25 protein-coding genes, 1 pseudogene and 1 riboswitch are annotated in these 24823 nt (G+C 69.0%); of the genes and pseudogenes, 11 read left to right on the top strand and 15 right to left on the bottom strand.

Annotated elements, in window-relative coordinates; all coding sequences use genetic code 11:
- Positions 1–2: 2 nt before the first annotated feature.
- Both AC5Y3P_RS16265 and glnX read right to left on the bottom strand, forming a co-directional pair.
- On the bottom strand, positions 3–986 hold the full coding sequence (locus AC5Y3P_RS16265) for a glutamate ABC transporter substrate-binding protein (RefSeq protein WP_500046951.1): 984 nt from the start codon (positions 984–986) through the stop codon (positions 3–5).
- Positions 983–2302 (bottom strand): protein kinase G-activating protein GlnX, encoded by a 1320-nt coding sequence (glnX, locus tag AC5Y3P_RS16260; protein ID WP_500046950.1) that lies wholly within the window; start codon positions 2300–2302, stop codon positions 983–985. Before glnX ends, AC5Y3P_RS16265 begins: the two co-directional genes overlap by 4 nt.
- Positions 2303–2426: 124 nt before the next feature.
- Between glnX and AC5Y3P_RS16255 the strand changes: the two genes are divergently transcribed.
- The gene (locus tag AC5Y3P_RS16255) at positions 2427–2933 is read left to right on the top strand and encodes an NUDIX hydrolase (protein WP_500046949.1); all 507 of its coding nucleotides are present in this window, start codon (positions 2427–2429) and stop codon (positions 2931–2933) included.
- 16 nt (positions 2934–2949) lie between these two features.
- Positions 2950–3516: a hypothetical protein gene (locus tag AC5Y3P_RS16250; protein WP_500046948.1), complete on the top strand. Its 567-nt coding sequence runs from the start codon at positions 2950–2952 to the stop codon at positions 3514–3516.
- Between the two features lie 5 nt (positions 3517–3521).
- On the opposite strand, the gene thiE is transcribed toward AC5Y3P_RS16250, so the two are convergent.
- Positions 3522–4190, bottom strand: a complete 669-nt coding sequence (gene thiE, locus AC5Y3P_RS16245; RefSeq protein ID WP_500046947.1) for a thiamine phosphate synthase — start codon at positions 4188–4190, stop codon at positions 3522–3524.
- Between the two features lie 315 nt (positions 4191–4505).
- Between thiE and thiO the strand changes: the two genes are divergently transcribed.
- The 4 genes from thiO to AC5Y3P_RS16225 are packed head-to-tail and all read left to right on the top strand — an operon-like array spanning position 4506 to position 7278.
- Complete coding sequence (thiO, locus tag AC5Y3P_RS16240) at positions 4506–5540, top strand: glycine oxidase ThiO (protein ID WP_500046946.1); 1035 nt, start codon at positions 4506–4508, stop codon at positions 5538–5540.
- Positions 5537–5734: a sulfur carrier protein ThiS gene (gene thiS / locus AC5Y3P_RS16235; protein WP_500046945.1), complete on the top strand. Its 198-nt coding sequence runs from the start codon at positions 5537–5539 to the stop codon at positions 5732–5734. Before thiO ends, thiS begins: the two co-directional genes overlap by 4 nt.
- Positions 5727–6485, top strand: a complete 759-nt coding sequence (locus AC5Y3P_RS16230; RefSeq protein ID WP_500046944.1) for a thiazole synthase — start codon at positions 5727–5729, stop codon at positions 6483–6485. Before thiS ends, AC5Y3P_RS16230 begins: the two co-directional genes overlap by 8 nt.
- A 4-nt stretch (positions 6486–6489) precedes the next feature.
- Positions 6490–7278 carry an SGNH/GDSL hydrolase family protein gene (locus AC5Y3P_RS16225; RefSeq protein ID WP_500046943.1) on the top strand — a complete coding sequence of 263 codons (789 nt, stop codon included), beginning with the start codon at positions 6490–6492 and terminating at the stop codon, positions 7276–7278.
- Here AC5Y3P_RS16225 and AC5Y3P_RS16220 read toward each other — a convergent pair.
- Together AC5Y3P_RS16220 and AC5Y3P_RS16215 are read right to left on the bottom strand one after the other, a co-directional pair.
- Positions 7275–8036 (bottom strand): hypothetical protein, encoded by a 762-nt coding sequence (locus tag AC5Y3P_RS16220; protein ID WP_500046942.1) that lies wholly within the window; start codon positions 8034–8036, stop codon positions 7275–7277. The genes AC5Y3P_RS16225 and AC5Y3P_RS16220 overlap by 4 nt on opposite strands.
- A gap of 12 nt (positions 8037–8048) precedes the next feature.
- Positions 8049–9209, bottom strand: coding sequence for an FAD-dependent oxidoreductase (locus tag AC5Y3P_RS16215; protein WP_500046941.1), 1161 nt, complete (start codon positions 9207–9209; stop codon positions 8049–8051).
- A gap of 97 nt (positions 9210–9306) precedes the next feature.
- Between AC5Y3P_RS16215 and AC5Y3P_RS16210 the strand changes: the two genes are divergently transcribed.
- The 3 genes from AC5Y3P_RS16210 (at position 9307) to AC5Y3P_RS16200 (ending at position 12915) form a co-directional block, all read left to right on the top strand.
- A complete protein-coding gene (locus AC5Y3P_RS16210; protein WP_500046940.1) occupies positions 9307–9852 on the top strand; it encodes a TetR/AcrR family transcriptional regulator in 546 nt (181 codons plus the stop codon).
- A gap of 68 nt (positions 9853–9920) precedes the next feature.
- Complete coding sequence (locus AC5Y3P_RS16205; protein ID WP_500046939.1) at positions 9921–11414, top strand: M28 family metallopeptidase; 1494 nt, start codon at positions 9921–9923, stop codon at positions 11412–11414.
- 28 nt (positions 11415–11442) lie between these two features.
- Positions 11443–12915 carry a M28 family peptidase gene (locus tag AC5Y3P_RS16200; protein ID WP_500046975.1) on the top strand — a complete coding sequence of 491 codons (1473 nt, stop codon included), beginning with the start codon at positions 11443–11445 and terminating at the stop codon, positions 12913–12915.
- A 6-nt stretch (positions 12916–12921) separates the two neighbouring features.
- On the opposite strand, the gene AC5Y3P_RS16195 is transcribed toward AC5Y3P_RS16200, so the two are convergent.
- Entirely contained in the window at positions 12922–13146 is a 225-nt protein-coding gene (locus AC5Y3P_RS16195; protein ID WP_500046938.1) for a hypothetical protein, read from the bottom strand.
- Positions 13147–13280: 134 nt separating this feature from the next.
- Between AC5Y3P_RS16195 and AC5Y3P_RS16190 the strand changes: the two genes are divergently transcribed.
- Positions 13281–14510 carry a TetR/AcrR family transcriptional regulator gene (locus tag AC5Y3P_RS16190; protein WP_500046937.1) on the top strand — a complete coding sequence of 410 codons (1230 nt, stop codon included), beginning with the start codon at positions 13281–13283 and terminating at the stop codon, positions 14508–14510.
- Between the two features lie 10 nt (positions 14511–14520).
- Here the strand turns inward: AC5Y3P_RS16190 and AC5Y3P_RS16185 are convergent, their stop codons facing one another.
- The 6 genes from AC5Y3P_RS16185 to AC5Y3P_RS16160 all read right to left on the bottom strand — a co-directional run bounded on the left by AC5Y3P_RS16185 (position 14521) and on the right by AC5Y3P_RS16160 (position 20366).
- Positions 14521–14805: a DoxX-related protein gene (locus AC5Y3P_RS16185; protein ID WP_500046936.1), complete on the bottom strand. Its 285-nt coding sequence runs from the start codon at positions 14803–14805 to the stop codon at positions 14521–14523.
- 15 nt (positions 14806–14820) lie between these two features.
- Positions 14821–16305, bottom strand: a complete 1485-nt coding sequence (locus tag AC5Y3P_RS16180) for a flavin-containing monooxygenase (RefSeq protein ID WP_500046935.1) — start codon at positions 16303–16305, stop codon at positions 14821–14823.
- Between the two features lie 67 nt (positions 16306–16372).
- Positions 16373–16990, bottom strand: coding sequence for an alpha/beta hydrolase family protein (locus tag AC5Y3P_RS16175; RefSeq protein WP_500046934.1), 618 nt, complete (start codon positions 16988–16990; stop codon positions 16373–16375).
- On the bottom strand, positions 16980–17828 hold the full coding sequence (gene thiD / locus AC5Y3P_RS16170) for a bifunctional hydroxymethylpyrimidine kinase/phosphomethylpyrimidine kinase (RefSeq protein ID WP_500046933.1): 849 nt from the start codon (positions 17826–17828) through the stop codon (positions 16980–16982). The genes AC5Y3P_RS16175 and thiD overlap by 11 nt, the downstream gene beginning before the upstream one ends.
- Positions 17825–19417: a phosphomethylpyrimidine synthase ThiC gene (thiC, locus tag AC5Y3P_RS16165; RefSeq protein WP_500046932.1), complete on the bottom strand. Its 1593-nt coding sequence runs from the start codon at positions 19415–19417 to the stop codon at positions 17825–17827. The genes thiD and thiC overlap by 4 nt, the downstream gene beginning before the upstream one ends.
- A riboswitch (TPP riboswitch) is annotated at positions 19404–19513 on the bottom strand. It overlaps the preceding gene by 14 nt.
- Positions 19514–19571: 58 nt before the next feature.
- Positions 19572–20366, bottom strand: a complete 795-nt coding sequence (locus tag AC5Y3P_RS16160; RefSeq protein WP_500046931.1) for an LppU/SCO3897 family protein — start codon at positions 20364–20366, stop codon at positions 19572–19574.
- A 231-nt stretch (positions 20367–20597) separates the two neighbouring features.
- On the opposite strand from AC5Y3P_RS16160, the pseudogene AC5Y3P_RS16155 reads away from it, so the two are divergent.
- Positions 20598–22279 (top strand): annotated as a pseudogene (locus AC5Y3P_RS16155) (MFS transporter).
- Positions 22280–22332: 53 nt separating this feature from the next.
- Here AC5Y3P_RS16155 and AC5Y3P_RS16150 read toward each other — a convergent pair.
- From AC5Y3P_RS16150 to AC5Y3P_RS16140, 3 genes are read right to left on the bottom strand one after another with little or no spacing between them, the layout of a single operon-like run.
- Entirely contained in the window at positions 22333–23151 is an 819-nt protein-coding gene (locus tag AC5Y3P_RS16150; RefSeq protein ID WP_500046930.1) for an exodeoxyribonuclease III, read from the bottom strand.
- A 51-nt stretch (positions 23152–23202) separates the two neighbouring features.
- A complete protein-coding gene (locus tag AC5Y3P_RS16145; protein ID WP_500046929.1) occupies positions 23203–24108 on the bottom strand; it encodes an N-acetylglutamate synthase, CG3035 family in 906 nt (301 codons plus the stop codon).
- Positions 24108–24701 (bottom strand): peptide deformylase, encoded by a 594-nt coding sequence (locus AC5Y3P_RS16140; RefSeq protein ID WP_500046928.1) that lies wholly within the window; start codon positions 24699–24701, stop codon positions 24108–24110. Before AC5Y3P_RS16140 ends, AC5Y3P_RS16145 begins: the two co-directional genes overlap by 1 nt.
- Between the last annotated feature and the right edge of the window lie 122 nt (positions 24702–24823).

The following is a 24823-nucleotide window of genomic DNA, read 5'->3' as shown; positions in this document are numbered from 1 at the left end:
GCTCAGTCCAGATACCTCGCGACCGGCGGCGACGGCGGCGGGCCGAGCCCGGTCAACCACTTGCGGTACAACGCATTCCAGGTTCCATCCTGCCGGATACGCTGCAGGGTGCCGTTGACGAAGCGGACCAGGCCGGCGTTGTCCAGGTTGATCCCGATGCCGTACGGCTCCTGACCCATGCTCGGCCCCACGATGTGCAGATAGGGATCCTGGGACATCAGCCCGGCCAGGATGGTGTCATCGGTGGACACCGCATCGACCTGCCGCTGCTGCACGGCCACCAGGCAGTCGGCCCAGGTCACCACCGAGATGATGATCGGTGGGGGCGCGATCTGCTGCATCCGGGTCAGCGACGTGGTGCCCTGCGCCACGCACACCCGCCGCCCGGGCAGCTGGCTGGCGTCGTTGATCGCCGAATCCCGCGGCACCAGAATGCGTTGGTGCGCAATTAGATACACCGTGGAGAAGGCCACCAGTTCGCGGCGCTCGCAGGTGATGCTCATGGTCTTGACCACGATGTCGACCTGATTGTTCTGCAGCGCGTTGATCCGGTCGGCCGAGGCCAGGATGCGGTACTCCACCTGCGACGGGTTGCCGAAGATGTCGCGGGCCACCTCGCGGGCGATGTCGACGTCGAACCCGGCGATCTCACCGGTGATCGGATCCCGGAAGCTGAACAAGTTGCTGCCGATGTCCAGACCGACCACCAGTCGGCCCCGGTTGCGGATGTGCTCGACGGCGGCCTCGGCCTCCTTGCGGTCGGTGAACGGCCGCAGGCTCGCCGTGCGGTCACAGTCCTCGTCCTCCGCGCTGGGCGGCGGCGCCACGGCCGGGGCCAACTCGGCCATCCCGGCCGGTGTCGGTGCCGGCAACGTCAGATTGGGCATCGGGGCCAACGATTCGGTCTGGCCGCAGCCGCCGAGCAACCCCGCTCCCAACACCGCGGTCAGGACCGCGGCGCTCAACCGGCGTAGCACCGAGCTCATCGGTACTCACTCATCCGCGGCCACAGACCCAACGCGACGGCCAGCGCGGCACCCAGCGACAGCACCACCGCACCGATGGTGGCACCGGAAAGCACCCGTCGGGCACTGAGGATGTCGTTGCGCAACTGCTGGCGGGATTCCTGGATACCGGCATCGAGCGCGGCCTCCAGCTTGTCGAAGGCCGGCGTGGAGTCGTCCTCCCCGGTGCCCAGCGCCACCTGGGTGGCGGCCTGGTAGTTACCCACCGAGATGTAGGCATTGATGCGTTCGTCGGCCGCGCGCCAGCGGGCCAGCAACTGGTCGGCGTTCTCCAGCTCCGACTTGTCGATGGAGTCGCTGCGTTGCAGATAGTCGGCGAGTTCCTGCTGCATGGTCTCGATGCGCTGATAGTAGGACTGTTTGCGGACGTCTTCATCGCCGCGGCGGATCAGCGACAGGGTTTCGTCGGCGCGGGCCTGCTGCGCGGTGATCGCCAGGTTGGTGACGGTCTTCAGCGACTCGGCGGCGTTGTCCTTGGCGCTGCGACTGCCCGCGGTCGAGATGATCAACGCGGTGCCCACCCAGATCACCATCAACAGGATCGCCAGGCCGCCGGCCACCAGACCGATGTTGACCCGGCGTCGGGTGCGCCGCGCCAGCCAGCGGTGCGCGAACAAACCGAACACGATGGTGGCCGCCACGATCAGGATCACCGGCGACGGGATCCGGGTCGACGACGTGGTCTCGGCGTCCACCCGGGACGACAACTCCTGATAGAGCCGCTGCGCGTCGGGCAGGATGGTGTCCTGCATCAGCGCCGACGCTTCCGACAGGTACGACGAGCCGACCGGGTTGCCCAGCCGGTTGTTGGTGCGGGCGGTTTCGATCAGCCCGGTGTAGACCGCGAGGTTGGCGTTGATCCGGGCCAGCAACTGCTGCCGGGATTCGTCGGTCAGGCCGGCCGACGCGCGGGTCAACGCGCCGGCGGCCGCGGTGATGGCGTCCTCGTAGCGCTGCCGCACCGGACGGGGTTCCACGCCCGCGATGAACGCGGTGGCCGCGGCCGCGTCGGCCACCGACAGCGTGGTGTAGAGCCGGCCGGCGTTGAAGGACAGTGGCTCGGTGTCGTCGAGCACCGTGGTCAGTGCCTGCTGCCGGTGATCGATCGTGGTCGAGGTGGCGAACGCGCTGAGCACCCCGAGGGTGGCCAGGATGACGCCCAGCGCCATGATCCGACCGGGTGTGGTCCAGATGAACCACCAACGCGGATGAACCGGGTCGGCCGGTGACCGGGACGCCAACGGCTCGGTGGACGGGTGCGCTAACTCGACCGTCACCAGTGCCGCCTTCTCGTTTGTCTCCCGAGTCCGTCCCCGAGTCTAAGAGCCTCGGTGACGGATTGGGCGCCATCCCGGATCGGGAGGTCACGCGGTGTCGGACGGCTCGGCTTATCCTGAACCCGTGCGTGGTGACGGAGACGGCTGGGTGATTTCCGACACCGGCGTCCATTACTGGGGTCGACACGGTGCGGCCGGACTGCTGCTGCGGGCCCCGCAGCCCGACGGGACGGCGGCGGTGCTGTTGCAGCACCGTGCGCCGTGGAGCCATCAGGGCGGGACCTGGGGACTGCCCGGCGGTGCCCGGGACAGCCACGAGACCGTCGAGCAGGCCGCCGTGCGCGAGGCGCACGAGGAGGCCGGCCTGCCGTCCGAACAACTCACCGTGCGGGCCGCGGTGGTGACCGCCGAAGTCGTCGGGGCGGCCGGCGCGCCGTCGTGGTCCTACACCACGGTGATCGCCGATGCGCCCACCCTGCTCGACACCGTGCCCAACCGGGAGAGCTCGGAGTTGCGCTGGGTGTCCGAGGACGATGTGGTGGCGCTGCCGTTGCACCCCGGTTTCGCGGCCAGTTGGGCGCGGCTGCGCGAGGTCATTGCCGAAATTCCGCTGTTGCCCGCCGGTCTGTGATGCTCAGATGGTCGTGATGGGAGTCGGCACAGCGCGGATGCGCACCAGGATCGCCGCCACCGCCGCGCTGTGCGCGGGGATGCTCGCGGCGCTGGTTTCCGCGCCGGCGCCGGTCGCGCAGGCCGCGCCCGCGGACTTCCCGGACATCGACCGCTACGTCCCGGCACCGCTGGACCTGTACTTCGTCACCGCTGCGCACCCGTCCGGGGCCGGCTGGCGGTTCACCACCCCGAACGGTCTGGAGTGCGCGGCCTCGCTGATCGCCGACCTGGGTGTCAGTTGCACCGGCCCGATTCCCGACGTCGGCTCCGGCGCCAACCGGGTATCGGCCCGGTTCGACCAGCCCGGCACCTTCAGCACCATGGACGGCGCCGAACCCGACCGCAGCCGACTGCTGCTTCCGGTCGGCCTCAAGATCGCCACCACCAGCGGGATCGTGTGTGCAGTGCCCAGCGTCGAGGTGCTGGCCTGCCGGGCCCGCAAGCCGGATTCGTGGCCGGACACCGCGCCGGAAGGCTCGCCGTCCCGGGAGTACGGCGAGCACGGCTTCGTGGTCAAGCCCGGCGGCAGCTGGGCGTTCTGAGTCGGCTAACCGCGCAGCGCGCCGGCCAACCGGGCCGCCGCGGCGCGCGGATCGTCGGCGCCGGTGATCGCGCGGACCACCACCACGCGGGTGGCGCCGGCGTCGAGCACCTCGGATAACCGCTGCTCGTCGATCCCGCCGATGGCGAACCACGGCTTGCTGGTGCCGGTGGCCGCGGTGGCTCGGACCAGGTCCAGGCCGGGTGCGCTGCGACCGGGCTTGGTGGGGGTGGGCCAGCACGGGCCGACGCAGAAGTAGTCCACCGGTTCGGTCAGCGCGGTGCGCATCTGCTGCTCGTCGTGGGTGGAGCGGCCGATGACCGGGCGGTCGCCGATGATGTCGCGCGCGATGTGCAGCGGCAGGTCGTCCTGGCCCAGGTGCAGCACGTCGGCGCCGGCGGCGCGGGCCACGTCGGCGCGGTCGTTGACCGCCAGCAGTGCGCCGTGCCGGGCCGCGGCCTCGGCCAAGATCTCCAGGGTCGCCAGTTCGTGTTTGGCCTCCAACGGTCCGAACTGCTGCTCGCCGGGTGAGCCCTTGTCCCGCAACTGGATGATGTCCACCCCGCCGGCCAGCGCGGCGTCGACGAATTCGGCCAGGTCACCGCGTTCCCGGCGGGCGTCGGTGCACAGGTAGAGCCGCGCGGTGTTCAGCCGGTCCAGCGGTAGGTCACTCACGCGAGCGAGACTAGCCCGCCGAGGACCCGGCTGAGGGGCCTGGCCTGCCGGGGCGAGAGCGCTGACCGGCTCGTGAACCGTGAATTGTGTACGCATCGCCCGAGTAACCCGGTACACAATTCACGGTTCACGAGGGTGCGGGGTCTGCGGGTCCCCGGCCGGCCCGAAATCGGCTGAGTACCCTGGTCAGTTGAGACGACACGGGAGCCCGCGGAACCGGGCTGAGAGTGGGTCTGGAGTTCCCGCCCGGCCGGCGGACGCCACCGACCCTGACCGTCGAACCTGCTCCGGGTCATGCCGGCGAAGGGAGGAAGCATGGCCACCGATCACAGCGTCGGCACGTTGGCCGTCATCGGCGGCGGCGTGATCGGGTTGTCGGTGGCCCGCCGCGCCCGCCAGGACGGCTGGTCGGTCACCGTGCACCGCAGCGACGAGAAGGGCGCCTCCTGGGTGGCGGGCGGGATGCTCGCTCCGCACAGCGAGGCCTGGCCCGGCGAAGAGGAACTGCTCAAGGTCGGACTGGAGTCGCTGGCGCTGTGGCGCGCGACCGGTCCCGGTTCGTATCTGGACGGGTTGCCGCCGGAGGTGGTCAGCGCGCACGAGTCCCTGGTGCTGGCGGTCGACCGCGCCGACGTCGCCGATCTGCGCACGGTCGCGGACTGGTTGGCCGGTCTGGGACATCCGGTCGAACTGACCTCGGCGGCGCGTGAGGTCGAGCCGCAACTCGCACAAGCCATCCGACATGGTTTCCTCGCGCCCACCGAACTGGCGGTGGACAACCGGGCCGTAGTGGCCGGGCTGCTGGCGCAGTGCGAGCGACTCGGTGTGCAGTGGGCGCCGCCGGCCACCGATCTGGCCGCGGCGCAGGCCGGTGCGGATCTGGTGGTGATCGCCAACGGCATCGACGCGCCCAAGTTGTGGCCGGGTCTGCCGATCCGTCCGGTCAAGGGTGAGGTGCTGCGGCTGCGCTGGCGGCGCGGCTGTCTGCCGGTGCCGCAGCGCGTGATTCGGGCCCGGGTGCACGGCCGCCAGGTCTATCTGGTGCCGCGCGCCGACGGTGTGGTGGTGGGCGCCACCCAGTACGAGCACGGCCGCGACACCGCGCCGTCGGTGCTCGGCGTGCGTGATCTGCTCGACGACGCCTGCGCGGTGCTGCCCAGCCTCGGTGAGTACGAACTCGCCGAATGCGCCGCCGGGCTGCGTCCGATGACTCCCGACAACCTGCCGATCGTGGGGCGCCTCGATGAACGCACCCTGGTCGCCGCCGGCCACGGCCGGTCGGGATTCCTGTTGGCGCCGTGGACGGTTGAACGCATCGCCAGTGAACTGAAAGTGAGTGTGCCGGCATGAAGATTCTGGTGAACGACGAACAGCTCGAGATCGACGACGCCACCACGGTGGCGCAGCTGGTGACCGACCTGGGCTACCCGGACAAGGGCATCGCGGTCGCATTGGACTGGTCGGTGCTGCCCCGATCCGATTGGCACACCGTGCTTTCCGACGGATCGCGGGTGGAGGTCGTGGCGGCGGTACAGGGTGGCTGACGCGCAGCTGACCATCGCCGACCGCAGCTTCGGGTCCCGGCTGATCATGGGCACCGGAGGCGCGCCGAGTCTGGCCATCCTGGAAGAGGCGTTGATCGCCTCCGGCACCGAGATGACCACGGTCGCGATGCGCCGGGTGGACGCCGACGGCGGCACCGGCGTGCTCGAGCTGCTCAACCGGTTGGGCATCGCTCCGCTGCCCAACACCGCCGGGTGTCGCAGCGCGGCCGAAGCGGTGCTGACCGCGCAGCTCGGCCGCGAGGCCCTGGAAACCAACTGGGTCAAGCTCGAGGTGATCGCCGACGAGCGCACCCTGCTGCCCGATGCCATCGAATTGGTGCGCGCGGCAGAACAATTGGTCGACGACGGATTCGTGGTGTTGCCCTACACCACCGACGACCCGGTGCTGGCCCGCCGGCTCGAGGACGTCGGCTGCGCCGCCGTGATGCCGCTGGGCTCACCGATCGGCACCGGGCTGGGCATCTCCAATCCGCACCATATCGAGATGATCGTGGCAGCGGCCGGCGTGCCGGTGGTGCTCGACGCCGGCATCGGTACCGCCAGCGACGCCGCACTGGCGATGGAACTCGGTTGCGACGCCGTGCTGTTGGCGTCGGCGGTGACCCGGGCCGCCGAACCGGCGACCATGGCCGCCGCGATGGCCGCCGCCGTCACCGCCGGGTACCTGGCCCGCCAGGCCGGCCGCATCCCCAAGCGGTTCTGGGCGCAGGCGTCCAGCCCGCCGGTCTGATTCGATGGCCAAACGGTATGTCGCACTAGGTAGTTCGATGGCCGCCGGGCCCGGGATCGGGCCGCGATCACCGGGGTCACCGTGGCGGGCCGGGCGCTCGGCGCGCAACTATCCGCACCTGGTGGCCGAGCAGCTGGGTTACGACCTGCACGACGTCACCTATTCCGGGGCCACCACCGCTCACCTGCTCTCCGCTGCGCAAAACGGTGCGCCGCCGCAACTGCGGGCGCTGCGTGGCGACGAGGACCTGGTGACCATCACGATCGGTGGCAACGACGTCGGGTATGTGCCGCTGCTGATGGCCGCGACGCTACCGCGCGCGCTGCGCTCGGTGCCGATCCTGGGCACGGCGATCCGGGATCTGCTCGATGCCGAACGGCGCGATGCCGCGCTGGACGCGGTCGGCGCTGCGCTGGAAGCCGTGGGCCGCGCCGCGCGCGCAGCCGCACCCCGTGCGCGGGTGCTGTTCGTCGACTACTTGACCCTGCTGCCACCGGCCGGTCAGCCGGCCCCGCCGCTGCGGCCCGATGAGGCCGACCTGGGCCGGCACGTCGCGGCCCGACTGGCCGAAACCACCGCGGCCGCTGCGGCCGCCACCGGTTGTGAACTGGTGCCGGTGGCCGCCGCCAGCGTCGAGCAGCACGCCTGGTCGGCCCAGCCCTGGACGGTGGGCGCGGGCTTCCCGCTGGCGTTCGCGTTCGGCCGGCCGGCGCCGTTTCACCCCAACGCCGCGGGGATGGCGGCGGTGGCAGCGCTGCTGATCGCGCAGTTGGCTGACCCGGCGAGCGGCTAGCGTGCAGCGGGCCGGGATGCCTGCAGCACGCGGTAGATGATCGGCTGCGCGGCCACGTCGTTGGCCTTGAAGTTGGCCAGCACGAACGACCGGAAGGTGCGAGCGAACAGCAGGCTGGGCAGGAACGCCCGCAGCGTCGGCCAGCTGGCGTGGTTGACCAGGCTGTAGTCCACCGGTTCGCCGGGTTGCGGCGCCAGCAGTGTGGAGTCCGGCAGCGCGGTGTGACGCTGGAACCACCCGGCGGTGTATTCCCAGGCGGCATAGACGGTTTCGGCGGAGTCGCAGTGGAAGTAGTTGAACAGGAACCAGCGATCGCTGCTGTGCTCGACGTCGGCGATCCGGGCCGCGTTGTGCGCCGCCAACCGGTAGCTGTGTTGGGCACTGCGGTCGACGTCGGCGACCATCGACTGGTAGGCGTCGTCGTTGCGCACCGCGTCGACGGTGTCGACGCAGCGGGTCCGGATCAGCACCACCAGGTCGTAGCGGGCCGGCCGGACCCCGGCGCGCGCCAGCAGGGCAGAGCCCTCACCGGGTGGGCGCAGTGCAGCGCCGAACACCACGGCCTCGATGACGTCCTCGCGTTGGGCCAGCTTCGCCACTGATGCGGCGAGACGATCGGCCAGCCGGCGCCGGTTCCGCGACGGTAGCGGCAACGGTCCGCACCAGCGGCCCGCCTCCGCTGCCAGGATCAGGTATCCCTGGTCGGTCGGGTCGGTGAGTCGCGCGGGTACTGCGAGGTGATCGTTGACGAGTTGCATGACTTCTCCTTTTCAGCGTCGGTTCAGACCGGACAGTCGCCAGGCCAGCGCGCGGCGGGCGGCCGGCAGCGAGCCCACCTGCCGCATCACCCGGTTGCGGATCGGGCGCCGCCGCGCGGAGGCGGTGGCGAGATCGGTGAGCCGGCCGGTCATCGCCACCACGCTGCGGGCGGTGCGGCGGCGGGACTCGGCGTAGTCGTCGAGGAGCCGCTCGGCGGAGCCGACGCCGGCTGGGCCGTCCAACACCTGCGCGAGTCGTTCGCCCAGCGCGACGGCGTCCTCGATGCCGATGTTCATGCCCTGCCCGCCGGCCGGGGAGTGCACATGCGCGGCGTCGCCGGCCAGCAGCACGCGCCCGGCGCGGAATTTGTCGGCAACGCGGTGGTGCACCCGGAACCGCGAGCCCCAGATGACCTCGGAGACCAGCGCGGGCTGAGCCTGCGGTCCGCGCTCGTCCAACAGTGACTGCACGAACTCGGCGTCGGGGTGTTGCGGGGCGTCCTCGGCGGTGGCGACGACGCGAAACAGGCCGTCGGGCAGCGGCGCGACGACCACCAGCCCGGCGGGGGAGAAGTACAGGATGACCTCGTCGGCGGGTACCCCGCCGGACAGTCGCACATCGGCGAGCACGAATGATTCGGCGTAGCTGCCGCCGCTGAACTCGATACCCGCCTGCTCCCGGACCGTGCTGTGCATGCCGTCGGCGCCGATCAGATACTTGGCCTGGATCTGCTGACCGTCGGCGAAGCCGGCAATCGCATGGTCGGTGCTCTGCCGGATCTCGGTCACGGTGGCAGGCCGGATCACCTTGCCGCCCAACTCCTCCAGCCGCTCAAGCAGGTACGCCTCGGTGTCGGCCTGCGAAATCATCAAAGTGTAGGGGTAGGCGGTCGGCAACTCGTGGAACGGCACCGCGACCAGCAGGGTGTCGCGGTCGCGGATGGTGAACGTCGGCGTGTGCACACCCCGGGCAACCAGGGCATCGACCACGCCGTAGGGCTCGAGCAGCTCCAGGGTGTGCGGATGCAACACGGCGGCCCGTGAGGTGTTGGCGCCTTCGGCTTGGCCGTCGACGACGGTGACGTGCCGGCCGTGCTGAGTGAGCACGACGGCGGCGGTCAGCCCGACCGGTCCGGCCCCCACGATCAGGACGTCGGTGGTGGTGGTTTGCATCTCGACTCCTTGCTCCCGAACGTTGGTCAACAACTGTTGACTTCAAGGTAGAACCATCGCTGGCTGTTGTCAACGGCTGTTGACCTACACTTGTCCCATGCGACGACCGGCAGCCGAAACCAAGTCCGTCATCCTGGCCGCGGCCCGGGAGCGCTTCGCCGCCGACGGCTACGAACGCGCCACCATCCGGGCGATTGCCGCCGACGCCGGGATCGACCCCGCGCTGGTGATGCGCTACTACGGCAACAAGGAGCGGTTGTTCGCTGCGGCCGCCGAATTCGATCTGGAACTACCGGACCTCAGCCAGGTCGACCGCGCCGAGATCGGTGTCGCGCTCGCGACGCACTTCCTGGACCGCTGGGAACGCGACGAAGCACTGTTGATTCTGCTGCGGGCGGGCGTGACGAACGCGGCCGTCGCGGAACGGATGCGGGCCATCTTCGCCGGCCAGCTGGCGCCGGTGATCGCGAAGACCACCGGGGACGCCGCCGACACCGCGGTGCGGGCCAGCCTGGCCGCATCGCAGGTGCTGGGGATGGCGCTGTGTCGCTACGTGCTGGAATTCCCGCCGCTGGTCGCCATGTCGCGCGCAGAGGTCATCGGATGGATCGCTCCGACGCTGCAGCGCTACCTGGTCGGCTGACGCACGCACGGCCGCCGCGGTCAATTGCGCGTAATTGACCACGGGAACCAACGGCTAACGTGGAGCGGGTGCATCGAACCTCACGAACCTTGTTTGCTCTGGCGGCGGTGCCGGCCCTGGTGTTGGCCGGCTGCGGTCGGGAAGCTCCGGAGCCCACCCCGATAGCGGCCACCCCGGAGGCTGCCGAGTACGCCGAGCAGCTGCACGGGCAGGTCAGCCTGGAGGCCATCATGGCCCACCTGGAAAAGTTCCAGGAGATCGCCGACTCCCACGACGGCAACCGCGCGGTCGGCAGGCCCGGCTATGACGCCAGCGTGGACTACGTGGCCAACACGCTGCGCGACAAGGGATTCGAAGTAGAAACTCCGGAGTTCAGCTACAAGGTGTTCCACGGTGAACCGGGCAGCATCAAGATGGGCGATGCCACCTTCACCGCGCGGCCGCTGCAGTTCACCGTCGCACCGCCGGCCGACGGGCTGTCGGCGCCGTTGGTGCCGGTTCGGGTCTCCGAAGCGTCGGGCTGTTCCGACGAGGATTTCGAGGGCCTGCCGGTAGCGGGCGCGGTGGCGTTGATCGACCGCGGAACCTGCCCGTTCTCGCAGAAGGTGTCCAACGCCGTCGAGCATGGCGCGGTCGGCGTGATCGTCGCCAACAACGTCGACGAAGAAGAGATGGGCGGCACCCTGGGTGCCAAGACCGAGATCAAGATCCCGGTGGCCAGTGTCAGCAAGGCCGACGGCGCCGCACTGCGCGCCGCGCCCGCCCCGGTGACCATGACCTTCGAGGCGCGCACCGAGGAGAACACCGCCCGCAACGTGATCGCGCAGACCGAGACCGGCGCCACCGACAACGTCGTGATGGTCGGCGCGCACCTGGACAGCGTGCCGGAAGGCCCCGGCATCAACGACAACGCTTCCGGAGCGGCTGCAGTGCTCGAGACGGCGCTGCAGATGGGCAGTGCCCCGCGGGTGCAGAACGCGGTGCGGTTCGTCTTCTGGGGCGCCGAGGAACTCGGCCTGATCGGCTCGGAACGCTACGTGCAGTCGCTGGATGTCGAGCAACTCAAGGACATTGCGCTGTATTTGAACTTCGACATGCTGGCCTCGCCGAACGCCGGGTACTTCACTTACGACGGCAACCAGTCTGCGCCGCGGGATCGCAACACCCAGGTGCCCCGGGTGCCCGAGGGTTCGGCCGGGATCGAACGTGCCTTCGTGGCCTACCTCGAACAAGCCGGGGTGACAGCCCAAGACACCTACTTCGACGGCCGCTCCGACTACGACGCGTTCACCCTGGCCGGCGTCCCGGCCGGGGGGCTGTTCGCCGGCGCCGAAGCCAAGATGACCGCCGAACAGGCCGAGTTGTGGGACGGCAAGGCCGACGAACCGTTCGACCCGAACTACCACCAGGCCAGCGACACGCTCGACCAGATCAACGAGACCGCACTCGGCATCCAGGGGCGCGGCGTGGCGTTCGTGGTGGGGCTGTATGCGCAAGACCAGAGCGGGCGCAACGGTGTGCCGGTGCGTGCCGACCGGACCCGGCATGTGGTGGCGCCCTAGCGGTCAGCCTGGCTAGCCTGACCGGGTGATGGGTCTACGGGGCACGGCCGCGCTGCTGGTGGCGCTGCTGGCCGTTTCCGGTTGTGGCAGCGCACCACCGGAACCGGCCCCGCCGACCGACCTGGCGCAGGATCTGGCGGTCGCGGTGACCGGGGACGGCGTCTACCGGCACCTGCAGCGGCTGCAGGAAATCGCCGACCAGAACGGCGACAACCGCGCCGACGGCTCCCCGGGCTATCAAGCCAGCCTGGACTACGTGGTGAAAGAGTTGCAGGACAAGGGATTCGAGGTGCAAACCGCCGAATTCGAACGGCTCGACACCATCTCACCCGGCGCGCCGACGCTGACTGCGGCCGGCCGGATTTTCCAGGTGGACCAGGCCTCGCTGCTGCGGCAGACACCGTCGGGCGGGTTGTCCGGGTCCGTCGTGCTGCCCACCAAGGCCGCCGGCTGCGCCCGCTCGGACTACCCGGCCAAGGTCAGCAAGGGCGCGGTCGCGGTCGCCGACGAGACCGGTTGCTCGGTGGTGGACAAGACCGCGGCCGCCGCCCAGGCCGGCGCTGCGGCACTGGTGGTGATCTCCGACGGCGGCCGCAACGGCAGCCCACCGAACCTGTTCCCGACCGGCTACTACCGGGAACTGGCGATCCCGGTCGCGGTCGCCGGTTCGCAGGCCGGTGCGGCGCTGCGCCGCACCCGCTATCCGGTGAAGCTGGTGCTGGACACCGTCACCGAACGCGTGCTGTCCCGGAATGTGTTGGCCCAGACCAAGACCGGCTCCACCAACGACGTGGTGATGGTGGGTGCACACCTGGACGGGGTGGCCAACGGTCCCGGTATCAACGACAACGGCTCCGGGGTGGCCGCGGTGCTCGAGACCGCGCTGCAACTCGGCCCGGAACCGGCCGTGACGAACAGTGTGCGGTTCGCGTTCTGGGGCGCCGAGGAGGACGGGCTGGCCGGTTCGCTGGACTACGTGTTCGGCCTGGACCGGGAACAGCTCAACGCGATCGCGCTCTACCTCAACTTCGACATGCTGGGTTCGCCGAACGCCGGCTATTTCACCTACGACGGTGACCAGTCCGGCCCGGTCAGCGAGCGGGTCGAGGCCGACAGCGTGCCGATCGGTTCGGCCGGTATCGAGCGCACGTTGGCCGGCTACCTGAACCTGGCCGGTAAACGACCGGCCGACATGCCATTGGGGCGGGACACCGACTACAGCCCGTTCTTGGTGGCCGGCGTGCCCTTCGGCGGCATGACCACCGGCGCCCGGCAGATCAAGTCCGCCACCCAAGCCCGGCTGTGGGGCGGGGAGGCGGGGGTGGCGTTCGACCCGAACTATCACAGTGCGGATGACAACCTGGCTGCGGTCAACCGCGACGCCCTGGCCGTGATGGGTCCCGGGGTGGCCTACGCGGTGGGCACCTACGCCGACTCGATCGACGGCGTCAACGGCGTCCCGGCCCATGACAAACGGCATCGCCCGGCACTGAAACCCTGAGCCGGCTCAGGTCATGCAGACGTTGGAGAACAGCAGCACCGGCCAGGACACGATCGAGCCCAGGAATGACACCACCAGGTCGGCGCCCTCCATCCCCTTCAGGTGTGAAGTGTGCGTCGAGGACCAGATCGCGCCGATGATCAGATAGGGCGCACCGATCAGCAGGGCCAGGCCGATCAACTCCGCGACGGTGAATTGGTAGCTCAGGATCGCGCGAAGTTTGTCGAGCATGTGTCATCTCCCTCGGTCCGACGATTGGGCACTATGTTAATCATCATTCGGGATCGGCCGGTCAGGTTTGCATGGCCGTGGGCACCGGGGACCGAAGTGTGATGTGGGTCGGGCGTCCGGTCTAGTGTGATCTGGTGCCCACCACACGCAGTGCCACCATCGACCGGGTGCGCCGCCGTCCCAAGGACCGCAAAGCGCAGATCACCAAGGTGGCCGCCGAGGCGTTCAGCCGGCGCGGCTACTACGGGGTCGGCATGGACGACATTGCCTCCCAGCTGGGCATCTCGGCGACTGCGCTGTACCGGCACTACGCCAACAAGTACGCGATGTTCCGGGCCGCGGTGCTGTCTTTGGGCCAGCAACTGGTCGACGCGACCGACTTCATCGACGAACTGGCCGACGACGTGGCACCGCAGGAGGTGCAGCGGCGGCTGATCAAGGCGCTGGTCGAGGTGGCGCTGACGAACCGGATCTCCGGCGGTCTGTACCGCTGGGAAGGCCGCTACCTGAGCGACGAGGATCAGGCCACGGTGATGGCCCAGCTGCGGTTGGTCAACCGCCGGGTGCAGCAGCCGCTGCTCGCGTTGCGGCCCACGCTGACCTCGCAGCAGCGCTGGACGTTGTCGGCGGCCGCGCTCAGCGTGATCGGCAGCGTGGCCGACCACCGGGCCAAAATGGCGGTCGCGCAGATCCGGGCGCTGCTGGCCGAGTTGGCCGAGGCGGTGCTGAGCGCTGAGCTGCCGGCTTCGGCCGGCGCGACCGACGAGCCGACGGTGCGTCCGCTGTCTCCGGCGCCGCTCGAGGCCGTCGGCGGCTACGAGGCGGTGCTGCAGCAGTCCCTGGTGCTGTTCGACAAACAGGGCTATCGCGAGACCGGCATGGGCGAGATCGCCGCCGCGGTGGGGATGCCGACATCGAGCATCTACCGGTTCTTCGCCGGTAAGCAGGACATCCTCTCGGCGGTGTTCCGGCGGGCCGCCGACCGGGTTTCCGGTGAACTGTCGGCGGTGCTGCCGGAGGCCGCCGATCCGCCCGATGCCCTGCAGCGGTTGGTGAGCGCCTATGTGTCCAGCTCGTTCGCCAATCCCGAACTGGCGCATGTCTACTACGCCGAACGGGCCAATCTGGGCGATGCCGACCGGGAGATGCTGCGCAATGTGCAGCGCGCCACCGTCGACTCCTGGGTGCGGTTGCTCACCGAGTCCCGCCCGGACATCGACGAGGCCCGGGCGCGGTTCCGGGTGCATGCCGCGATGAGCCTGGTGATCGACCTGGGCCGGATGCTCGGCTACGACGACACCGCACGGGCGCAGGCCACCGTCCGCCGGCTGATGCAGGTCACGCTGGGTCTGCCGACCCGGTAGCGACGACGGGTCAGCGGGTGTTGCGGGCCGCGTTGCCGCCCAGATAGCTCAGGTAACCCAGACCGCCGACCAGTGCCAGTTTGCGGGTGCGACGGCTCAGCAACCCCAGACCCAGCACGGTCTCGATCCCACCGTTGGTGTAGACGTGTTGGCGGGTACGCCGCGGGAACGCGGGCTTGGTGATCGGCTCGAACAGCTGCGGTGCCGCGAAATGCACCAAACCGGTTCCGGCAAGCGCCAATCCGGCGATCTTGGCGAAACGCGAACTACCGGCGTCGGTGGCGGTCTTGGTCATCGATGGCCTTTCTGGTCAACTGAATTGGTAGTCGGTCAACGGGAAGCGCGCCGCCTCCCGCAGTGCAGCCTGCGGCGTCATCGGCCGCAGCAGGGTGGCCTCACCGGCCGGGTTGAAATAGTAGGACCGCGCCGAAGCGCAGTCACCCACGGTGAACAGCGACTCGCCGAGCAGTTCGGTCATCCGGTCCAGATACCGGGCGTTGGCTTCCTCGGTGACCTCGAAGGTGCTGGCCCCGCGCGTCTGCAGCTCGCCGAACAGGCGCTGCATCAGCAGCATCTGGCAGTCCATGGTGTTGAAGAAGTTCAACCCCAAGAACGCGTACGGACTGGCCAAGCTCAAGAAGTTGGGGAAGTACGGTATCGAAATACCCTGGTAGGCCTGGAATCTGGTTTCTCGCCACCACTTGCCCAGGTTGCGTCCGTCCCGGCCGATCACCTCGAAGGCCGGGAAGTTGGCTTCCCACAGGTCGAAACCGGTGGCCAGCACCAGGGTGTCGACGACGGTCTTGGTGCCGTCGGCGTTCACGATGCCGTCCGGTTCGATCCGGGCAATTCCGGAAGTCTGCAGGTGAACCTGCGGCTGGGCCAGGGTTCGGTAGTAGGTGTTGGAGAATGTCGGTCGCTTGCAACCGAATTCGTAGTCCGGGGTGAGTTGGCGGCGCAGCTGCCGATCCCGGATCGAGACGAACCGCAGTGCGCCGGACAATGCGCGTGCCGTGCCGTTGAGTGCGCCGAGCCGACGGTAGTTCAGCACGCCGACGTAGACCAGGGTGTTGTAGACGGTGTCGGTGATCGCGCGGACCGCCCGTTGGGCGGCCGGCACCCGGGCGAACAGTCGCCGCGCGCGCGGGCCGAACCGCAGGTCCACCTTGGGCACCACCCAGATCGGTGTGCGCTGGTAGACGGTCAGCTCGGCGGCGTGCGCGCCCAACTCGGGGATCAGCTGCACCGCGGTGGCCCCGGTGCCGATCACCGCGATCCGCCGCCCGGCCGGGCGGTAGTCGTCGTCCCAGTCCGCGGTGTGGATGACGGCGCCGGTAAAGGTTTCCAGGCCGTCGATCTGCGGGGTGTGCGGCTGCGACAGGAACCCGGTCGCGGTGATCAGGTAGCGGCTGCTCAACGTCTGGCCGTCGGCCAGCGACACCTGCCAGCGCGCGGCCTCCTCGTCCCAGCGCGCACTCGTCACCTCGGTGCGCAGCCGCAGATGGGGCCGCACGTCGTACTTGTCGGCGATGTCGTCGGCGTAGCGTTTGATCTCCGGTCCGGGGGTGAACAGCCGCGACCAGTGCGGGTTCGGTTCGAACGAGTAGCTGTAGCTGGTGGTCGGCACGTCGACCGCCAGACCCGGGTAATGGTTGACATGCCAGGTGCCGCCCAGATCGTCCTCGCGGTCCAGGATGACGAAGTCGTGCCGGCCCAGCCGTTTCAATGCGATTGCCGCGCCGATTCCGCCGAAGCCGGCACCCACGATGACGAACTCGTAGCGCTCCCCGGTCATGGTTCGACGGTACCGCAGGTACTGGATACCTGGCCATGGCCGTTCGGCGCGGCCCGACGGCGGTCGGCTACTTTGCGAGCAGGCCCAGCGCCGCGTCCACGGCCAACGCGGGCACGTCGAGCTTCTTGGATTCCAGGCTGTGCCCCGCGCCGGTGATCTCGACCAGCTTGGCCGGCCCGGCCAGTAGCGCTGCGGCATCAGCGATCTCGGCCAGGGTGCCGAACGGATCCGCGCTGCCGTGGGTGAACACCGTCGGTGCGCTGATCTGCGGCAGGTGCTCGGTACGGGCGCGTTCGGGCTTGCCGGGCGGGTGCAGCGGGTAGGAGAACAGCGTGAGCACGTCGACCGCGGTCCCGTCGGCGACGGCCATCGAGGTCATCCGGCCGCCGTAGGAATGCCCGCCGGCCAGCACCGGACCGTCGGTCAGGGTGCGCGCCCAGGCGATGGCCTCGGCGACGCCGGCCTGGTCGGTCTTGGCCGAGTTCGACGGCGGCCCCTTGGGGCGACGACGGCGGTACGGCAGGTTGTAGCGGATCGCCAGGAATCCGCGGCGGGCCCATTCGTCGCAGACCCGGATCAACATCGGGGAATCCCGGCTGCCGCCCGCACCGTGGGTCAGCACGACGACGCCGGTCGGCGTGGCCTCGGGTTCGTGCGCCAGCCCGGCGATGTCGTCAAGACTCATAATGCAACCGGAACAACGGGTTGACCGGACCGTGACCGTGGCCCAGCGGGTAGGCCGCCCGGATGCATTCGGTGATCCAGCTCTTGCCGAACGCCACCGCCTCGGGCACCGAATAGCCGTGCGCCAGAGCCGAAGCCGTCGCTGCGGCCAGGGTGTCCCCGGCGCCGTGGTCGTGCCCGGTGTCCACCCGCGGCGCCTCGAACTCGAAGAACTCGGTGCCGTCGAACAGCAGGTCGGGGCTGAGTCGCGAGGAGCGCAGGTGGCCGCCCTTGACCAGCGCCCAGCGTGGGCCGAGGTCGTGCAACGCGCGGGCGGCGGCGCGCTGGGTGTGCTCGTCGACGACCTCGATGTCGACCAGCAGGCGCACCTCGTCCAGGTTCGGCGTGACCAGGGTGGCCAGTGGGAACAGTTCGGTGCGGATCGCATTCAGTGCGCTGGGGTGCAGCAACGGATCGCCGTGCATGGAGGCGCAGACCGGATCCACCACCAGCGGCACGGTCAGCTCCTCGGCGCGCCAGGTCTGCGCCACGCAACTGACGATCTCGGCCGAGGCCAGCATGCCGGTCTTGGCGGCCTGAATGCCGATATCGGAGGTCACCGCCGAGATCTGGCCCGCGATCACGTCCAGCGGAATCTCGTGAAACCCCTTGACGCCCACCGAGTTCTGTACTGTCACCGCGCTCAGCGCAACACAGCCGTGGATTCCGAGCAGGGCGAAGGTGCGCAGGTCGGCCTGGATGCCGGCGCCGCCACCCGAGTCGGACCCGGCGATCGTCAGTACCCGCAGCGGTGTCTGACCCAGCGGGGTCAACGGCAGGCGGGGGCTAGAGCTTGTCATGACAGCAAGGGTAGATACACCCGGTTGCCGTGCTCGGCGAACTCCTCGGATTTGGCCGCCATGCCCGCTTCGATCTCGTCGGCGACCCCGTCCGGGTAGGCGTCCCGGATGTCCTGGGTGATGCGCATCGAGCAGAACTTCGGCCCGCACATCGAGCAGAAGTGCGCGGTCTTGGCGGGTGCGGCCGGCAGCGTCTCGTCGTGGTACTCGCGCGCGGTGTCCGGGTCCAGCGACAAGTTGAACTGGTCTTCCCAGCGGAACTCGAACCGCGCGGTGGACAGCGCATCGTCGCGCAGCTGCGCGCGCGGATGGCCCTTGGCCAGATCGGCGGCGTGCGCGGCGATCTTGTAGGCGATCACGCCGTCCTTGACGTCCTTGCGGTTGGGCAGGCCGAGGTGTTCCTTGGGCGTGACGTAACACAGCATCGCGGTGCCGGCCTGGGCGATGATTGCCGCGCCGATCGCCGAGGTGATGTGGTCATAGGCCGGGGCGATGTCGGTGGCCAGCGGACCCAGCGTGTAGAACGGGGCCTCCTGGCACCACTCCTCCTCCAGCCGCACGTTCTCCACGATCTTGTGCATCGGCACGTGCCCGGGACCTTCGATCATCACCTGCACGCCATGGGATTTCGCGATCCCGGTGAGTTCACCGAGGGTGCGCAGCTCGGCGAACTGGGCTTCGTCGTTGGCGTCGGCGATCGAGCCCGGGCGCAGACCGTCGCCGAGCGAGAACGTCACGTCGTAGCGGGCGAAGATCTCGCACAGCTCGGCGAAGTGCGTGTACAGGAACGATTCGGTGTGGTGCGCCAGACACCAGGCCGCCATGATCGACCCGCCCCGGGAGACGATCCCGGTGACCCGCTTGACGGTCAGCGGGATGTACCGCAGCAGCACCCCGGCGTGCACGGTCATGTAGTCCACACCCTGCTCGCACTGCTCGATCACGGTGTCGCGGTACAACTCCCAGGTCAGCTTGGTGGGATCGCCGTCGACCTGCTCCAACGCCTGGTACATCGGGACGGTGCCGACCGGCACCGGTGAGTTGCGCAGGATCCACTCGCGGGTTTCGTGGATGTTCTTGCCGGTGGACAGATCCATGATGGTGTCCGCACCCCAGCGGGTGGCCCAGACCATCTTGTCCACCTCCTCCTCGATCGAGGAGGTGACCGCCGAGTTGCCGATGTTGGCGTTGACCTTCACCGCGAACGCCTTGCCGATGATCATCGGCTCGGCTTCCGGATGGTTGTGGTTGGCCGGGATCACCGCGCGGCCCCGGGCCACCTCGTCGCGCACCAATTCCGCTGGGAATCCTTCACGTTCGGCGATGAAGGCCATCTCGGCGGTGATCTCGCCGGTCCGCGCGCGCTGCAACTGGGTGCCGCGATCGGCGACGATCGGCCGCCGCGGCAACCCGGCGTCGACGTCGATCGTGGCGTTCGGGTCGGTGTACGGGCCGGAGGTGTCGTACAGGTCCAGGTGTTCGCCGTTGCTCAGCTGCACACGGCGGAACGGCACCCGGCCACCGTCGGGCAGATCCCGATATACCTTGCTGCTCCCCGAGATTGGGCCAACTGAAATACTCATCCTCATCACTCCCTACGCCGGCATGACCCGGTCAGGTTCGTACGGTCGACGGCCCCAGCCGTCCTCTCAGTGCGCTCGGTGCGCACTCCCGTGTGGGTTACCGGTCCAACGTAGCGCATCGCCGTCGCGGCGGCGAGAACTCGGGTCCGCTCGACGTGTCCTACCGCGGGGAGACCGTGCAGACCAGCAGCGGCGGTTCTGGGAAGGCGGCGCCGGTAGGTCCGGCCGGGCACGCCGACAGGTCGGTGGGCCCGCCCTCGATCACCTGGTCGATCTTGGCGTTGGCGCTCGGATCGGTACAGGCCACCGCGGTGAACCTGGACGACACGGCATCCACGGCAAAGCATTCGCCCGCGCTGACGTTGAGCACGAAGCAATACAGCCGGGCGTCGTTGAGCAGGACGGCGTAGGCCGAGTCCTCGCGTCGGCCGTCCGGGCAGCTGGCCGACCCGGTTCCGCGATAGGCCAATTCGTAGATCGCCTCCGGCGCTGCGCAATCCACCGGTTCCGGTGCCATCTGCCGTGCGGCGTACTGCGCGTCGGTGATGCATTCACCGACTGCCAGCCCGGTGGCTGCTTCGGTCGTCTGGCGTTCCTGACCGCGTTTGGCTGCGCTACCCAGGAAGCCGAGCATGCTGAAGCACAGCAGCAGTGCGCCGATCACAATCAGTGCGGTGCCGCCGGACCGCTTCGGTGCCGGCGGCCGCAGATAGTCAGGTGGGGGCAACTGCACCGGCGGTGCGGGCGGGTAGCCGCCTGCCTGGGGTGGATAGCCGGGAGGCTGCGGTTGGCCGAACGACTGGGCCGCCGGTGCCGGCGGTTTTGCTGCGGCGCGCTTCTGCTTGATGCCGAGAATCAACAGCACCAATCCCAGCACCGGAAAGAAGAGCATGCCGATGGTGCGACCCAGCATCTCAGCTGTGCTGGCCTCTGCCAACAGTGTTTGCCCGACCATGGCGAACAGTTTGCCATCCGAGGTGGGAGCAAAAGCGCACCAGTTCGCGTTGCCGTGAATGATTTGAATAGCTAATATATGTATTCGCGGCGCGGAGGGGCGTCGACACCGCTAGGTATTTCACGACCCGAACCGAATCGAGCCGCATGACGATCAAGGCCGAGCCGGCCGACGCCGGCCGACGCCGGCCCGCCCACCGCCGACGAGCTGACTGCCCGTCGCCGGGTGCGGATGGACCATCAGCGTCCGCACTACAAGTGGGTGGCGCTGTCGAACACCACGCTGGGCACGCTGCTGGCGACCATCAACGCCTCGATCGTGCTGATCTCGCTGCCGGCGATCTTCCGTGGTATCGGGCTCAACCCGCTGGCGCCGGCCAACGTCAGCTACCTGCTGTGGATGCTGATGGGCTATCTGGTGGTGACCGCCGTGCTGGTGGTGCCGTTCGGCCGGCTGGGCGACATGTACGGCCGGGTGCGTATCTACAACCTGGGCTTCATCATCTTCACGCTGGCCGCGGTGGCGTTGTCCTTCGACCCGTTCCACCTGGGCGGCGGCGCGGTCTGGCTGATCGCCTGGCGGGTGATCCAGGGCTTCGGCGGGGCGATGCTGATGGCGTCGTCGTCGGCGATCCTGACCGATGCGTTCCCGGCCAACCAGCGCGGTATGGCGTTGGGCGTCAACATGGTTGCGGCAGTGGCCGGTTCATTCGTCGGGCTGCTGATCGGGGGCGCGCTCTCGGAGTGGCATTGGCAGGCGATCTTCTGGGTGGGTGTGCCGATCGGACTGCTGGGCACGGTGTGGAGTGTGCGCTCGCTGCACGAGATCGGGGTGCGCAGTCCCGGCAAGCTGGACTGGGCCGGCACGCTGACCTTCGGGGTGGGCCTGACCGTGCTGCTGATCGGCATCACCTACGGCATTCAGCCCTACGGCACCAGCAGCACCGGCTGGACGAACCCGCTGGTGCTGGCCGCCATCGTCGGCGGCGTGCTGCTGCTGGTGGCGTTCTGCCTGGTGGAGCTGCGGGTCAGCCAGCCGATGGTGGACATCCGGCTGTTCAAGTCCGCGGCCTTCGGGATGGGGAACCTGGCCGGATTCATGTCATCGATGGGCCGCGGCGGCCTGCAGTTCATGTTGATCATCTGGCTGCAGGGCATCTGGTTGCCGTTGCACGGCTACAGCTTCGAGTCCACGCCGTTGTGGTCGGCCATCTACATGCTGCCGATCACGGTCGGGTTCCTGATCGCCGGTCCAGTCGCCGGCACCCTGTCGGACCGCTTCGGGGCGCGCCCGTTCACCGTCGGCGGCATGGCCTTGATGGCGGTGACTTCGTTGCGCTGCTGCTGATCCCGGTGAACTTCAACTATCTCGTGTTCGCCGTGCTGATCTTCCTCAACGGCTTCGGCGGCGGTATCTTCACCGCGCCCAACACCGCCGCGGTGATGTCCAGTGTGCCGGCCGACCAGCGCGGTGCGGCCTCCGGTGTGCGCGCCACGTTCTTCAACGCCGGGTCGTCGCTGTCGATCGGGATCTTCTTCTCGCTGATGATCATCGGGTTGGCCGGCACGCTGCCGACCGCGCTGTCACAAGGCCTGCAGGCCGAAGGGGTGCCCGCCTCGGTGGCCCAGCAGGTTGCCGACCTGCCGCCGGTGGGCAGCCTGTTCGCGGCGTTCCTGGGCTACAACCCGATTGGCGAACTGCTGGAACCCTCAGGTGCGCTGCACCATCCGGGCGTCGACGTCGAGCATCTGACCGGGCAAACCTTCTTCCCGGAGTTGATCACGCAACCGTTCCACGCCGGGCTGGTGGTGGTGTTCGGCGCGGCCGCGGTGATGATGGTGATCGGCGGGGTCGCCTCGATGTTCAGCGCCGGCCGGTACGGCACCGAGGAAGACGCCGACAACGCGGCCTAGCGCAGTAGTCCACGACCCGGGTGGTGCTTTCGTGACGAGTGCACCGCGAGCACTCACTCCAACTCGACCAGCACCGGCGCGTGATCGCTGGGCGCCACCGACTTGATGCCCTTGTTGGGCCGGCGTTCGTCCTTGACGATCTCGGCGTGCTGGACCCGGGCCGCCAGGGCCGGCGAGCCCAGGATGAAGTCGATCCGCATGCCGCGCCGCTTCTGGAACGACAACTGGGTGTAGTCCCAGTACGTGTAGATCCCCGGCCCGGGGGTGAAAGGCCGCACCACGTCCGCGAATTGGGCATCCACCATGGCGCTGAACGCCGCGCGCTCGGGTTCGGAGACATGGGTCTTGCCGTCGAACGCCGCGATGTCCCAGACGTCCTCGTCCTGCGGGGCGATGTTCCAGTCACCGACCAGCGCGATCGGTAGCGTGGGATCGGCGGCCAGCCAGCCCGCGGCGGTGTCCCGCAGTGCGGCAAGCCAATCCAGTTTGTAGGTGTAGTGCGGGTCGGCCAGCGTCCGGCCGTTCGGTACGTACAGGCTCCACACCCGCACCCCGGCGCAGGTGGCGCCGATCGCGCGGGCCTCGGCCGCGGCCTCGACATCGGGTTTGCTGCTCCAGGTCGGTTGCCCGTCGAAACCGATCTCGATGTCGTCCAGACCCACCCGGGAGGCGATCGCCACCCCGTTCCACTGGTTGAGCCCGACGTGCGCCACCTCGTAGCCCAACGCGGTGAACGGCATGGTGGGGAACTGCTCATCGGTGCACTTGGTCTCCTGCATGGCCAACACGTCGACGTCGGCCCGTTCCAGCCAGTCGGTGACGCGGTCGATGCGGGTACGGATGGAGTTGACGTTCCAGGTGGCCAAGCGCATGCAGCCGATCCTAGGGTGCCGCCGAACGGCCGACGCGGCCCCGCAGCCCACTCATCCGGGCAGCAGCGCCTCGACCGGCAGGTACCGCGCGGTGTGGTGCAGCCGGAAACCCAACGATTCATACAGCGCGATCGCCGCCGCATTGTCGGTCAACACCTGCACGTAGGCGCGCTGCGCACCGTGCTGCGCGCCCCAGTGCAGCAGGCCCGCGCACACCATCCGGCCCCAGCCGCGGCGGCGCTGTTCGGGCAGCACCCGGACACCGGAGATGCCCAGCCAGCGGGTGCCGTCCGGCGCCGGGGTCACCGCGCCGCGGCCCACCGCCGCCCCGCCGGCGGTGCCGAACCCGAGCACACCGTCGACGACCGCGGTCAGCACATCGCGCGGAACGTCGCGGTCATACAGTCGTAGCCAGTCGGCGTCGGGCGCGTCGGCCAGCGCTACCGGTTCGCTGCCGGACCAGGCCGGGTCGGCGAGGTCGCGCACCAGCACCTTGGTGGGTTTGACGCCGGGGCTGCGCACCGGCAGCAGCCGCTCGGGCAGCGCCAGCCAGGCCGGCAGCCCACGCGCGGCGTACCAGTCGCGCACCGCTGGCAGCTCGGCCAGCGTCGCCGAAACATCGAGGGGGATGGCCGAATTGGCCCGGCTGGTGACCCCGTGCCCGGCCCGCAGCAGCCAACCACCCAGCCAGTGCTGCTCCACGCCGGGCCAGGCCCGGGCCGCGGCGTGCTCCACCGCGCGGATCTGGGATGTGCGCACCGGGGTGTGCGAAAGTTCACGCACACTGACCACGGCTTGCCGCGGCACCTCGACCACACCGTCGCTCTTGGTGCGCACCAGCACCTGCGGATCGATGGCTTCCAGATGGCCGACCACGTCGGTGAACGGTTGCGCGGTGCCGGCCGGCGTCCGGAACCGGATGCTGACCCGGGTCCCGATCGACGGCAGTTCGACCATCAGTGGCCGAACGGGTCGGGCACCTCGCCGGGCAGCCAGGAGTTGCCCGGCACACCCCAACCGTTGCGCTTGATCATCTTCTTGGCCGCCCGCGCGTGCCGACCGATCAGCGAATCCAGATAAAGGAAGCCGTCGAGGTGTCGGGTTTCGTGCTGCAGCATCCGGGCAAACAGGTCCTCGCCCTCGAGCGTGACCGGGTTGCCGTCGGCGTCCAAGCCGGTGACCCGGGCCCACGCGGCGCGGCCGGTGGGGAAGTTCTCACCCGGCACCGACAGGCAGCCCTCGTCGTCGTCATCGGGGTCGGGCATCGTCTCCGGGATCTCGGACGTCTCCAAGACCGGGTTGATCACCACGCCGCGCCGCCGCGCGGACTGGCTGCGGGTGTCGGCGCAGTCGTAGACGAACACCCGCAGCGGCACGCCGATCTGATTGGCTGCCAGGCCAACCCCGTGCGCGGCGTCCATCGTCTCGTACATGTCATCGATCAACGCGCGCACGTCCTCGGGGATCGATCCGTCCGGGCCGATTTCGACGGGCTGCGTGGGGTTGTGCAGGACGGGGTCCCCGACGATGACGATTGGTCTGACTGCCATGGTTGGCAAGCTTAAGTCAGCCGACGCGCGGTGTTTCGTTCCGTACTGACGGGTTCAGCCGTGATTGAATGTTCGCGCAGCACCGCAAATTCGTGAATTGGCAACAGGCCACCGAAAGGGCC

The organism is Mycobacterium sp. NGS45 (assembly GCF_059812645.1).
Note: the sequence above shows the minus strand (reverse complement) of the source record. Positions and strands in the feature narration are given on the sequence as shown.

Bases quoted from the DNA above. Each gene is read 5' to 3' on its own strand.
- AC5Y3P_RS16265 (WP_500046951.1), bottom strand. From the start codon at position 986: ATGAGCTCGGTGCTACGCCGGTTGAGCGCCGCGGTCCTGACCGCGGTG.
- AC5Y3P_RS16250 (WP_500046948.1), top strand. From the start codon at position 2,950: ATGGGAGTCGGCACAGCGCGGATGCGCACCAGGATCGCCGCCACCGCC.
- thiO (WP_500046946.1), top strand. From the start codon at position 4,506: ATGGCCACCGATCACAGCGTCGGCACGTTGGCCGTCATCGGCGGCGGC.
- thiS (WP_500046945.1), top strand. From the start codon at position 5,537: ATGAAGATTCTGGTGAACGACGAACAGCTCGAGATCGACGACGCCACC.
- AC5Y3P_RS16225 (WP_500046943.1), top strand. From the start codon at position 6,490: ATGGCCAAACGGTATGTCGCACTAGGTAGTTCGATGGCCGCCGGGCCC.
- AC5Y3P_RS16220 (WP_500046942.1), bottom strand. From the start codon at position 8,036: ATGCAACTCGTCAACGATCACCTCGCAGTACCCGCGCGACTCACCGAC.
- AC5Y3P_RS16215 (WP_500046941.1), bottom strand. From the start codon at position 9,209: ATGCAAACCACCACCACCGACGTCCTGATCGTGGGGGCCGGACCGGTC.
- AC5Y3P_RS16210 (WP_500046940.1), top strand. From the start codon at position 9,307: ATGCGACGACCGGCAGCCGAAACCAAGTCCGTCATCCTGGCCGCGGCC.
- AC5Y3P_RS16200 (WP_500046975.1), top strand. From the start codon at position 11,443: ATGGGTCTACGGGGCACGGCCGCGCTGCTGGTGGCGCTGCTGGCCGTT.
- AC5Y3P_RS16195 (WP_500046938.1), bottom strand. From the start codon at position 13,146: ATGCTCGACAAACTTCGCGCGATCCTGAGCTACCAATTCACCGTCGCG.
- AC5Y3P_RS16185 (WP_500046936.1), bottom strand. From the start codon at position 14,805: ATGACCAAGACCGCCACCGACGCCGGTAGTTCGCGTTTCGCCAAGATC.
- AC5Y3P_RS16180 (WP_500046935.1), bottom strand. From the start codon at position 16,305: ATGACCGGGGAGCGCTACGAGTTCGTCATCGTGGGTGCCGGCTTCGGC.
- AC5Y3P_RS16175 (WP_500046934.1), bottom strand. From the start codon at position 16,990: ATGAGTCTTGACGACATCGCCGGGCTGGCGCACGAACCCGAGGCCACG.
- thiD (WP_500046933.1), bottom strand. From the start codon at position 17,828: ATGACAAGCTCTAGCCCCCGCCTGCCGTTGACCCCGCTGGGTCAGACA.
- thiC (WP_500046932.1), bottom strand. From the start codon at position 19,417: ATGAGGATGAGTATTTCAGTTGGCCCAATCTCGGGGAGCAGCAAGGTA.
- AC5Y3P_RS16160 (WP_500046931.1), bottom strand. From the start codon at position 20,366: ATGGTCGGGCAAACACTGTTGGCAGAGGCCAGCACAGCTGAGATGCTG.
- AC5Y3P_RS16150 (WP_500046930.1), bottom strand. From the start codon at position 23,151: ATGCGCTTGGCCACCTGGAACGTCAACTCCATCCGTACCCGCATCGAC.
- AC5Y3P_RS16145 (WP_500046929.1), bottom strand. From the start codon at position 24,108: ATGGTCGAACTGCCGTCGATCGGGACCCGGGTCAGCATCCGGTTCCGG.
- AC5Y3P_RS16140 (WP_500046928.1), bottom strand. From the start codon at position 24,701: ATGGCAGTCAGACCAATCGTCATCGTCGGGGACCCCGTCCTGCACAAC.